9 protein-coding genes and 1 pseudogene are annotated in these 11,629 nt (G+C 64.4%); 1 reads left to right on the top strand and 9 read right to left on the bottom strand.

Translation table 11 applies throughout. The annotated features are described in order from the left end of the window. Window positions 1-83: 83 nt before the first annotated feature. The 9 genes and pseudogenes from Atro_RS12780 to Atro_RS12740 form a co-directional block, all read right to left on the bottom strand. Entirely contained in the window at window positions 84-1,796 is a 1,713-nt protein-coding gene (locus tag Atro_RS12780; protein WP_497922781.1) for a Na/Pi cotransporter family protein, read from the bottom strand. Window positions 1,797-1,977: 181 nt separating this feature from the next. Beyond that, complete coding sequence (locus Atro_RS12775; protein WP_497922780.1) at window positions 1,978-2,880, bottom strand: AEC family transporter; 903 nt, start codon at window positions 2,878-2,880, stop codon at window positions 1,978-1,980. A gap of 176 nt (window positions 2,881-3,056) precedes the next feature. After that, window positions 3,057-3,482: an OsmC family protein gene (locus tag Atro_RS12770; RefSeq protein ID WP_497922779.1), complete on the bottom strand. Its 426-nt coding sequence runs from the start codon at window positions 3,480-3,482 to the stop codon at window positions 3,057-3,059. Between the two features lie 30 nt (window positions 3,483-3,512). Beyond that, complete coding sequence (locus Atro_RS12765; protein WP_497922778.1) at window positions 3,513-5,507, bottom strand: DUF7844 domain-containing protein; 1,995 nt, start codon at window positions 5,505-5,507, stop codon at window positions 3,513-3,515. Then, entirely contained in the window at window positions 5,504-5,818 is a 315-nt protein-coding gene (locus tag Atro_RS12760; protein ID WP_497922777.1) for a DUF2388 domain-containing protein, read from the bottom strand. The genes Atro_RS12765 and Atro_RS12760 overlap by 4 nt, the downstream gene beginning before the upstream one ends. A gap of 255 nt (window positions 5,819-6,073) precedes the next feature. Continuing rightward, a complete protein-coding gene (locus Atro_RS12755) occupies window positions 6,074-6,394 on the bottom strand; it encodes a DUF2388 domain-containing protein (protein ID WP_497922775.1) in 321 nt (106 codons plus the stop codon). A gap of 233 nt (window positions 6,395-6,627) precedes the next feature. Continuing rightward, window positions 6,628-8,060 (bottom strand): annotated as a pseudogene (locus tag Atro_RS12750) (NAD(P)(+) transhydrogenase (Re/Si-specific) subunit beta). A gap of 1 nt (window position 8,061) precedes the next feature. Next, a complete protein-coding gene (locus tag Atro_RS12745; RefSeq protein WP_039800922.1) occupies window positions 8,062-8,370 on the bottom strand; it encodes an NAD(P) transhydrogenase subunit alpha part 2 in 309 nt (102 codons plus the stop codon). 10 nt (window positions 8,371-8,380) lie between these two features. Beyond that, window positions 8,381-9,553, bottom strand: coding sequence for a Re/Si-specific NAD(P)(+) transhydrogenase subunit alpha (locus tag Atro_RS12740; protein ID WP_497922773.1), 1,173 nt, complete (start codon window positions 9,551-9,553; stop codon window positions 8,381-8,383). Window positions 9,554-9,921: 368 nt separating this feature from the next. Here Atro_RS12740 and Atro_RS12735 point away from each other — a divergent pair, with 368 nt between their 5' ends. Then, window positions 9,922-11,145 carry a CaiB/BaiF CoA transferase family protein gene (locus tag Atro_RS12735; protein WP_497922771.1) on the top strand — a complete coding sequence of 408 codons (1,224 nt, stop codon included), beginning with the start codon at window positions 9,922-9,924 and terminating at the stop codon, window positions 11,143-11,145. Window positions 11,146-11,629 lie beyond the last annotated feature (484 nt).

Here is an 11,629-nt window from a genome sequence, read left to right as displayed (position 1 = left end):
GCATGGCGGAGTCTGTGGCGAGCGGAGGGCGAATTCTAGCCGCGAGGCCGGCTCGCCGGCCCGCCTTCCGGCGGGCGCCGGCTTCAGCCCGCCGCCCGCCCTCCGGCCGCCCGGGTAGTCGTGTCGTCGAGCAGCAGGCGGCGCAGCTCGCCGTCCAGCCGGTCGCGCTCGGCTCTCTCGTCCGGGCTCTCGCTAGCCTGGGCTTCGGCTTCGGCCTCCAGCACGACGTAGGCGCTGCAGCAGAACAGCGAGTTGAGGCGCTTCATGTCTTCCAGCAGCTCCAGATGGGCCGAGCCGGTTTCGGGGGTGTGCTGGACCAGGCAGTGCAGGCGGTCGACATGGGCGTGCGCCAGACGCCGCTCGAGGGCACGGAACCGGCGTTTCTGGCGCAACAGCTGGCGTGCGCTGCGCGGATCGCCGGAGAGGAACACGCTCAGCCCCAGGCGCAGGTTGGCGAGCAGTTCGGTATGCAGCTCGGCCAACTCCTCCAGGTCGATGCGGGTGACGCTCCGTCGTTCGGCCCGGCGCTGCATCTTGGCGAGAATGTAGCCGGCCTGCCGCAGGTTGACCGACAGTTCGATGATTTCCGCCCAGCGGCGGTCTTCCGCCTCGCCCAGCGCTTGGCGCGGCAGTCTGGCCAGATACAGCTTCACCGCCCCGTAGAGGGTGTCCAGCTCGTCCTCGAGGCGGCGTAGCTCGCGATCCGTTTCGGCGCGCTGATCCTGCAGCACGGCGCGCAGATGGCCGAGCATCTGCTCGACCAGATCGCCGATGCGCAAGGTTTCGCGCACCGCATTGGCGAGCGCCAGGGTCGGCGTGGGCAGGGCGTCCGGATCGAGATAGCGTGGCCGGACCGTGCCGTTCTTCTCTGTCGTGCGCTCCGGCAGTAGGCGGGTGCACAAGTGCGCCATCGGGGTGACGCTGGGCAGCAGCAGCAGGCAACGCAGGCTGTTGTAGGCCAGGTGGAAGCCGATCACCTGGTCCTGCAGGCTGAGCGGCAACTGCCGCATCCATGCCGCCAGGGGATCGAGCAGCGGTAGCACCAGCAGTCCAAGCAGCTTGTAGAGCAGGTTGCCGAGGGCGACCCGCCGTCCGGCAGCGACCTGCAGGCTGCTGTTGAGGTAGGCCAGCACGCCGCTGCCGATGTTGGCGCCGATCACCAGGGCGATGGCCAGCGGCAAATCGATCAGTCCGGCACCGGCCAGGGTGGCGGTGAGCAGTACCGTGGCCAGGCTGGAGTAGGTGAGCATGGCGAACAGGGCGCCGATCACGGCGGCGAGCAGGCGGTCGCCGGTCAGCGAGGCGAACAGCAGCCCCAGCCCCTGGGCGTGGGTGATGGGCTCGCTGGCTGCGACGATCAGCTCGAGGGCGAGCATGATCAGGCCGAGGCCGATCGCCACCCGGCCGAGCTGGCCGGCGGGATTGTGTCGTTGCGCAAGGAACAGGCTCACGCCACACAGCAGCAGCAGCGGCGACAGCCAGGACAGGTCGAGGGTCAGTACCCGCGCCATCACGGCCGTGCCGACGTCCGCGCCGAGCATGGCCGCCAGTGCCGGAGCCAGGGCCATCAGCCCCTCGGCGACGAAGGCGCTGGTCAGCAGGGCGGTGGCGTTGCTGCTTTGCACCAGGGCGGTGATGCCCAGGCCGGCGAGGAAGGCCTGGGGCGTCCGGCGCATGCTGTGGCCGAGCAGGTGACGCAACCGCGTGCCGTAGACGCGCAGGATGCCGGTACGGACGATATGGGTGCCCCATACGAGCAGGGCGATGGCAGACAGCAGATGAAGCAGCGTTAACATGCTGAGGCCCCCTCGACAGTAGGACAATGAGGGACGCCAAGGTGCTCACTGATAGGTGCTGAACACGCCGAGGGCGTCTTTTTCTTGATTCATATCATATTTCCGTCATAAAAGTGCCCTGATTCGCCGAAAGACGGGGCACTGGCGGGCATGAGGGGCCGGTAATCGGCGTCTGCCCAGCTCAGGGCAGCAGGGCCAGCATCAGTGGCAGGCTGGCGGCTGCCAGCAGGGTCTGCAGGGTGATCAGGCCGGCCATCAGGTGGCCGTCACCGCCCAGTTGGCGGGTCAGCACGTAGGCGGTGGGGGCGGTCGGCAGGGCGAAGAACAGTACCAGCACGCTGCTTTCCAAGGGCGGCAGGACGAGCAGGCGGGCCACTGCCCAGGCCAGTAGCGGCATGGCCAGCAGGCGCAGGGCGCAGTTCCAGGACAGGGCCGGCAACTCTCCGGCGAGCTCCCGCGGCTGCAGGGCGGCACCCACGCAGAGCAGGCCGAGCGGCAGGCTGGCCACGGCGAGCAGTGACAGCAAGCGGTCGCTGCCGGCGGGCAGCACCAGTCCCGTCAGATTGGCCAGTGCTCCGGCCAGGCAGGCGAGGATCAGCGGATTTTTCAGGATCGGCAAGAGAAGACGGGCGTTGACGCCGCGCTCGGCGGTCAGGGCCCAGACCGACAGCAGGTTCACCGCCGGCACCAGCAGTGCCAGCATCAGCGCGGCCAGGGCCAGGCCCGGTGGGCCGAACAGGCTGCCGATCGCGGCCAGGCCCAGATAGGTATTGAAACGCAGCAGACCCTGGGCGAGGGCGCCGAAGCGCGCGGCCGGCCAGCCGTGCAGTCGTCGCCCCAGCAGCAGGACGGCCCAGGCCAGGGCGAGCCCCAGCAGCACGGCTGCCGCCAGGCGCGGCAGGGCCGGATTGTCCAGCGGTGCGCCGGCCAGGCTCTGGAACAGCAGGGCGGGGAACAGGATGAAATAGTTCAAGCGCTCGGCACCGGGCCAGAAGCCTTCGCCGAGGAAGTCCCGACGGCGCAGCAGGTAGCCGCCGACGATCAGGGCGAACAGTGGCCAGAGGGCCAGCAGCAGGGCAGACATGAAAATCCCCGGATTGCCAAAGACCGGCCATCTTGGGCGGGAGGTGACATGGGAGGCAAGCGTCTGGCGTGCGCCGGCACGGCCTTGCTTGGGAGCACGCGGGCAACCCAACCCCGGGCGCGGACTTGCCCGCGAAGCCCCTGTCGGGGCGCCGTGCGGTCAAGCCCGCCTCGGCGTCAGCTCTCCAGGCTGGCTTTCAGGTTGATCCGGGCATTCAGCAGCTTGGAGACCGGACAGCCTTCTTTCGCCCGGTTGGCGAGTTCATTGAACCGCTCGGGCGTGGCGCCCGGCACCCGGGCCTTGAGGGTCAGGTCGATGGTCGTGATGGCAAAGCCCTCGCCCTGTTTCTCTAAGGTGACGTCGGCCTGGGTCTCCAGCCGCTCCGGGGGGAGGCCCGCATCGCCTAACATCTTGGCCAGCGCCATGGAGAAGCAGCCGGCATGGGCCGCGCCGATCAGCTCCTCGGGATTGGTGCCGGGCTGGTCCTCGAAACGGCTGCTGAAGCCATAGGGTTGTTCCTCGAGCGCGCCGCTCTGGGTACTGACGCTGCCTTTGCCTTCCTTCAGGTTGCCCTGCCAGACGGCCGATCCGGTCCTTTTCATGGTATGTCCTCCATTGAGTGAGCCTCTTCATCAGAGGGGCGCGGGGCGGACAAGTTCGGTTCCGGGCAGTTGCAGGCCGTCGGCGGCCTTGTGCAGAGCGCGCAGGCGCTCGCCCAAATGGCGGAGGTTGGCTTCGACGGCCTGCAGCTCGGTCAGGCGCTCGGGCTGCAGGAGGGTGCGCAGCTCCTGGTCGAGCTCGTCGTTGAGCTGGCGCAGGTTCTGATGGCGAGCGGCGCTCTGGGCTTCCAGACGCGGCCATTCGCCGGCCTGTGGCAGGCCATAGCCGCCATCGAGCAGCTCCGCCGGACGGCTCAGGAAGCCGCTGTTGGCGAGGATCTTGTCCAGGATGGCGCCAGCCCGCGCCAGGTTGGGATCGCGGTGGTCTTCTTCGCGCCTGCTCAGGTAGCGCTGCTTGAGCTCCTCTTGGGCGAGCAGCAGCTGGCGCCGCATGGCCGCCTGCTCGAGCAGCAGCAAGGCGGCGCTGGCGCGCAGATCGGCGCGGTCGAGCCAGGGGCGGCGCTCGGCGGCGGGCAGGACCAGCCAGTCTTCGACGCCCTCCTGGGACACGCTCAGCCGCTGGCGCAGGATCGCGAACATCGCCTGGTAGCGTTCGCGAAAGGAGTCGAAGCGGTAGCCCAGGCGCAGCGCCTCCTGCGGATCGTCCAGTCGGCTGCGGTCGGCCAGGCCGCGGCCGACCAGCAGGTCGAGCAGGCCGTTGGGCATGATGCTGTCGAGGGTTTCCAGCTCGGTGCGGGCGGTACCAGTGCGCAACAGCTTGAGGGTTTCCACCGCGCAGTTGTTGGACAGGAACCAGTAGTCGCCGTCGTAGCTCCAGTGCTGTTCGGCGGCCCGCTCGACCAGTTCGCGACGCTCCTCGGCGCTGAGTCTGAGCGGTACCGAGGCCAGGCTGCGCAGCTCGACCTTGGTGTATTCGTCGATCACCTGGTTGAGCGGCAGGACGAACAGTCGCGAAGGGTAGCTGCCGGTCAGGCCGTCCCAGCTGGAGAGCTGCACGTCGCCGACGAAGGCGCGGTAGGAAAGCACCAGATGCTGGTCCAGATCCAGCCGGCAGGCCGGTCCGCGCGGCCGGCCGGGGGCACAAATCACCAGACGCAGCATGCTGTGGCCCCAACGGCTGACCCAGTTGTCGTTGGCCTCGGCGAACAGGTAGTCGACTTCGTAGACCCGTTCGGGGTCGAGCTGGCCGAGGGGCTGGCGGGCGAAGTCGCGGCCGGCGTTGAGGTAGGGATAACTCGGCGGACAGTCGGCGCGTGCCGCCGGCGCCCAGCCGAAATGCTTCTGGAAGTAGCGATACAGCGACGGACGCCGGCAGGCATAGGCGGGGTCGAGCAGGAAATATTCGAGGTTCACCGCAACGAATTCGCGGGGATTGCTTAATTCGTAGGGGTCCGGGCTGCGCGCGACCTGGCCGTTGTCCCGCTCGCGTTCGCCACGGCGGCCGACGGCCTGCTGCCAGCCGGCCAGGTCCAGCAGGCGCGGGTCGTCGGAGAGGGTGAAGCGGCGATCGGTCTGGCCGCGGCAGCGCTCTGCCAGCCCGACCGGACCAAGGCTGCCGGCCTGCTGGCGGCAGCGCTGCAGCTGCAAGCGATCCTCCGCGGCCCAGGCGCGGCTGCGGTCGTAGAGATGGGCCAGTTCATGCAGCACCGTGGCCAGCAGTTCGCGGCGTACCGTGCCGTGAGGGCGGCCGGTCCGGGCACTGGCCGCCGAGCCGTCGGCCAGCCCCGGCAGCAGGCGGGCGTTGAGTTCGAGCCTTTCGGGGAGACTGGCGCGGCCGTAGCCGTTGTCGGGAAGATGCCGACTCCAGTGCACTTCCACGGTGCGATCCAACTGCTCGCGCAAGCGGGGCGGCAGGGCGGTCTGGGCTTCGTCGAGCAGAGCTTGGCTGGCCTGGCGCTGGGGCTCGCTCAGCCCCTCGCTGTGCAGAGCCAGGCGCAATTCAGCCTGCACGCCGGCACTGGCCAGCAGCAGGGCTGTGCCGAGCAGCCCGACGCCAAGCCGGCTCACCGGGCGAGAATGGCTTCGGCCAGGGCCTGGTCGCTGGCCTCGCGGGCCTCCGGCAGGCGTTCGCGGATCGCGCCGAGGGCGGCCTCCAACTGCGCGCCGCGGATCATGCCGTCGCTGGCAACGAAGCTGGCGGCATCTTCGCGGGCATCGATCACCACCTTCATGTCGCGGATCGAAGTGGTGGTGTCGGAGGTGAAGTCGACGGTGCGGTCGAGGGCGCGCACCACGATGTTGCTGGTGGCCTTCAGGGTCTGGGCCTGGCTGGCGGCGCTGAGCAGCAACAGGGTGATGGTGAGCAGGGAATGGCGCATGGCGGATATCTCGGTTACGGCAGGAGACGTTCGATGGGCTGGTTGGCCGGGGCGATGCCCATGGGCCGACGGCAGGTGCGCCTGGGCGACAGCCGCTGGCCGCGGGGCGGAAAAGTAACGGAATCCATCTCGTCGGACCAGTGCCCGGGACAGGCGGGTGAGGCGAATGTGAACCCGTGTGGAGATGGATTTGCCGGACCGTTCAAGCCTGCCGCCGGTCTGTGCGGGCGGCAGCGAGAGACGGAAGGCGGTCGCTCAGCGGGCGAGGATGGCTTGAGCCAGCTGCAGGTCGCTGGCGGGCAGCTGCGGGAACTTGCTGCGGATATGCTCGATCGCGGCTTCCAGGTGCGCGCCACGAATGACGCCTTCACTGGCGACGAAGCTGGCGGCATCGTCGCGGGCTTCCAGCAGCAGTTTGTCATCGTCGTCGTCGGAAGAGGACGCATCGGAGCTGGCATCGCTGGTGCCGACGGTAGCGCGGCCGACCGCATCGGTGGTGACGATAAGGCTGGTGGCTGAGGCGCTGGTGACCGTGAGTAGTAGTGCCGCAGCGCTGAACAGGTGCAGACGAGACATGGGAAAACTCCTTTCGACTTGCCAAGAGAGAGCGCATTGCAGAGCACTGCTTACGAAAGCTCCATCGCTGGTTGGCGCAGTTTAGTTCAACCCCTTTGGGATCAGCCAGTCCGGCAGCGCCGCCGATCCCGAGTCGATTGATTCTCATGCGGCGCTACAAAAGCAAACGCCCCGAACAAGTCGGGGCGTTTACCGGCCGCTGTCACGGGCCGCTTCGGGGAAGCGTCAAGGTATCAAGCGACGGCCTTGACCATGTCCTCGAGGACCTTCTTGGCGTCGCCGAACACCATCATGGTCTTGTCCAAGTAGAACAGTTCGTTGTCGAGGCCCGCATAGCCGCTGGCCATGGAGCGCTTGTTGACGATGATGGTCTTGGCCTTGAAGGCTTCCAGGATCGGCATGCCGGCGATCGGCGACTTGGGATCGTTCTTCGCCGCTGGGTTGACCACGTCGTTGGCGCCAAGCACCAGCACCACGTCGGTCTGGCCGAACTCGGAGTTGATGTCCTCCATCTCGTAGACCTGCTCGTAGGGCAGCTCGGCTTCGGCCAGCAGCACGTTCATGTGCCCGGGCATGCGGCCGGCGACCGGGTGGATGGCGAACTTCACGTCGACGCCGTGCTCGGTGAGCTTTTCCGCCAGTTCCTTCAGGGCATGCTGGGCGCGAGCCACCGCCAGGCCGTAGCCGGGGACGATGATCACGCTGTCGGCATTGGAGAGCAGGAAGGTGGCGTCGTCCGCCGAACCGGACTTGACGCTGCGTTGTTCCTGGCAGTTTCGCCGCCGGCGCTGGCATCGGCACCGAAGCCGCCGAGCAGCACGTTGACGAACGAGCGGTTCATCGCCTTGCACATGATGTAGGAGAGAATCGCGCCGCTCGAGCCGACCAGCGAGCCGGCGACGATCAGCATCGAGTTGTTCAGCGAGAAACCGATACCGGCAGCGGCCCAGCCCGAGTAGCTGTTGAGCATCGAGACCACCACCGGCATGTCGGCGCCGCCGATGGGGATGATCAGCAGCACACCGATGGCGAAGGCCAGCAGCAGCAGCAGGGCGAAGGCGCCGGTGCTACCGTTGAGGGTGAAGGCCAGGCCGAGGCCGAGAATGAGCAGGCCGACCAGCAGGTTGATCAGATGCTGGCCCTGGAAGCGTACCGGCGTGCCCTGGAACAGGCGGAACTTGTACTTGCCGGAGAGCTTGCCGAAGGCGATCACCGATCCGGAGAAGGTGATGGCGCCGATCGCCGCGCCGAGGAACAGTTCCAGGCGATTACCGGCCGGAATCGGCGTATCGATGGACTGCACGATGCCCAGCGACTGCGGCTCCAGCACCGCGGCGATGGCGATGAAGACGGCGGCCAGGCCGATCATGCTGTGCATGAAGGCAACCAGCTCGGGCATCTTGGTCATCTCGACGCGCCTGGCCATCAGGGTGCCGACAGCTCCGCCGACCAGCAGGCCGAGGATGACGAAGGCGATGCCGCTGCCGGCGACTTCGGCATTCAGCTTGAACACCAGGGCCAGCGTGGTGAGCACGGCAACGGCCATGCCGGCCATGCCGAACAGGTTGCCGCGCTGCGAACTGGTCGGGTGCGACAGGCCCTTCAGCGCCTGGATGAAGCACACCGAGGCGATGAGGTAGAGCAGGGTGATCTGGTTCATGCTCATCTTATTTGGCCTCCGCCTTCGCCGCTTTCTTCTTGAACATTTCCAGCATGCGCCGGGTGACCAGGAAACCGCCGAACACGTTGACGGCGGCCAGGGCCACGGCAAGGGTGCCCATCAGCTTGCCCAGGCCGGTTTCGGTGAGCGCCGCAGCGAGCATGGCACCGACGATGACAATCGCGGAAATCGCATTGGTCACCGCCATCAGCGGCGTATGCAGGGCAGGTGTTACGTTCCATACCACGTGATAGCCGACATAAATCGCCAGCACGAAGATAATCAGGTTGTAAAGCCCGTCGGAAATCAGGTCCATTTTATTGTCCTTACGCGTTTTCTTTGGTGGCCCGTGGCGCTGTGGTGGCGGTATTCGAGCTGCCGCCGTTGATCCGCACGACCCGGCCGCCTTCGCACATCAGGCAGGCCTTGACGATGTCGTCTTCCAGGTCGAGACGGAACTGACCCTCCTTGTCGATCACCAATTTGAGAAAGTCCAGCAGGTTGCGTGCGTAGAGGGCGGAGGCATCGGCCGGCACCAGTGCAGGCAGGTTGCTGTGGCCGACGATGGTTACGCCGTGGCGGACCACCACCGCGTCGGCCTCCGTCAATGGGCAGTTGCCGCCCTGCGCGGCGGCGAGATCGACGACCACCGAGCCGGGTTTCATTTCCTGTACGGTGGCTTCCTGCAGTAGCGTCGGTGCCTTGCGGCCGGGAATCAGCGCAGTGGTGATGATGATGTCGGCCTGTTTGGCACGTTCATGCACTGCTTTGGCCTGGCGCTCCATCCAGGATGCCGGCATCGGTCGGGCATAGCCGCCGACACCTTCGGCACACTGACGTTCCTCATCGGTCTCGAAGGGAACATCGACGAACTTGGCGCCAAGGGATTCGATCTGCTCCTTCACTGCCGGGCGTACATCGGAAGCCTCGATCACCGCACCCAGGCGTTTTGCCGTGGCAATCGCCTGCAGACCGGCGACACCGGCTCCAAGGACCAGCACGCGGGCGGCTTTCACCGTGCCGGCGGCAGTCATCAGCATCGGCATGAAGCGCGGATAATGGTTAGCCGCGAGGATCACTGCCTTATAGCCGGCGATGTTGGCCTGCGAGGACAGCACATCGAGGCTCTGCGCCCGTGAGGTACGTGGTGCCGCCTCCAAGGCAAAGGCGGTGATGCCGCGCTCGGCCATGCGTGCGATGTTGTCGTCGTCGAAGGGGTTGAGCATGCCGATCAGCACGGTACCCGTCTTCATTTGTGCCAGTTCGGCCGGACTGGGGGCGACGACCTTGAGCACGATGTCTGCACCAAAGGCGGCACCTGTGTCGCCGATCTTCGCACCGGCGGCTTCGAAGGTGCTGTCCGGAAGACTGGCGCTGAGGCCGGCTCCGCTCTGCACGGTCACAATATGTCCCTGACTGACCAGCTTTTTCACCGTCTCCGGTGTAGCGGCAACCCTTGTTTCCCCGGTGTGGGTTTCTAATGGAACGCCAATGTGCACGTTGATTCTCCTTGTTTGATTTCGTAACTATCTTCCCTTCCCTGGACCAAAACTCGAGGAAGCCTTGGCCGGGTACAGCGAAACATCAAGCAGCCTGGCTTGAGGTGGGCAGCATTGCTGTTGAGTGCTTCCCAAACTCGGCAGGGTCGCATGTCGCTGCCGCTCTCATTGGCGGATGAGCTTGGAGCGAACTGCTTCATCCCGCGAACAAACTTAACGCATGCTACTTTAGTCTGAAATAGCTGTGTTATCAGAGTGGGCGGGTGATCAAAGGTTGCATGGGCTCTGTCTGTTTTCGTACCCACTGCTAGTCCTTTGATATGCCAGGCTTCATACAGTTGCGCTATAGGCTATAGAAGGAATCCTTTGTGTCCGGCGCTCTCTCTCCGATCCGTGTGCTTGACCTTACCCGAGTGCTGGCCGGACCTTGGGCCGCGCAAATCCTTGCTGATCTTGGTGCCGAAGTAATAAAGGTCGAGCGTCCCTGTAAGGGAGACGATACTCGCCATTGGGGGCCGCCTTTTCTCAAGGATGCCGAAGGCAATGACACCTCCGAGGCTGCCTACTTTCTTTCGGCCAACCGCAACAAGCGGTCGATTACCATTAATATGGGCTTGCCTGAGGGGCAGCGGTTGGTCCGCGAATTGGCCGCCCGCTCCGATGTGGTGTTGGAGAATTTCAAGGTTGGCAGGCTTGCAGTCTACGGTCTTGACTACGCCTCGCTTAAAGCCATAAATCCGCGCTTGGTTTACTGCTCCATTACAGGATTTGGACAGAATGGACCTTATGCAGAGCGCGCTGGCTATGATTTTATGATTCAAGCTATGGGCGGTCTGATGAGCATGACCGGTCGAGCGGAGGGTGAGGCGGGATCTGGTCCGCTCAAGGTCGGAGTGGCCCTGACCGATATCCTCACTGGCCTCTATGCGGCTGTCTCGGTGTTGGCGGCGTTGTCTTACCGCGAGCGGAGCGGTATCGGCCAATATATCGATCTGGCCCTGCTCGATGTGCAGGTGGCTTGCTTGGCCAATCAGGCATTGAACTATCTGGTTACGGGACAGCCTCCGCGCTCGCTTGGTAACGCTCATCCGAACATAGTGCCGTATCAGGATTTCCCAACGGCGGATGGAAATTTCATCCTTACTGTAGGGAACGATGAACAATTCCGTAGTTTCTGCGTAGTGGCTGGACATCCGGAATGGTCTCTGGATATGCGCTTTGCGACCAATCAGGCTCGCGTTATCCATCGTGGCTTGCTGATCCCATTGATTCGTCAAGTTACCGTATTTCGTACTACGGCCGATTGGCTGGCTGTGCTGGAGATGGCAGGCGTTCCATGTGCACCGATTAACGATTTGTCTCAAGTGTTTGCCGATCCACAAGTTGTTGCCCGGGGGCTTCGAATCGAATTGCCGCATCCGATAGCTGGGGCTGTGCCGCAGGTAGCCAGTCCGATCCGGTTATCCGTCACGCCGGTTTCATATCGACAAGCACCTCCGTTGCTTGGTGAGCACACCGAGCAGGTGCTCACTGATGTCCTTGGCCTTAGCTGTGAGCAGATTGCTGCTTTAAGGCGAAATAAAGTGATCTGATCTGTTTAAGTCGTTCTTTCAGCCACTATGTATACGGCCTTGACTCTGGAGAGCTTATTGCACTGTTAAGTCGTCTCTCTATTACCCAGAGGAGGGGGGATAGAGTCGCAACTGACTTGGTTGCCTCCTATAAAGAGGCAATTTGAGAGGAATGCATTTTCCTGTTGACGTTGCGCGTCGAGGCCCTATAATGCGCCCCACTTGCCGGGCAGCTGCTGCGGAATTCCTTGAAAATCAAGGGGTTGGCTAAAGGGTGTCGGGCAGGCAAGGCAGGCGGTGCCGACAAAGCAAGACGATTCGGCAAGGCGCTTGACAGGACGAAAGGCTGCTGTAGAATGCGCGGCCTCGGTTGAGACGAAAGCTCAAGCGAAACGCTCTTTAACAAGTTGAATCAAGCAATTCGTGTGGGTGCTTGTGGGTAAGACTGGTGATCGAAAGATTGTCAGCAACACAAGTGACTCGTGAATTCGTGAGTTTATTTGCG

This window comes from Azotobacter tropicalis (assembly GCF_059739045.1).
This window is presented reverse-complemented; position numbering and strand designations above follow the sequence as displayed.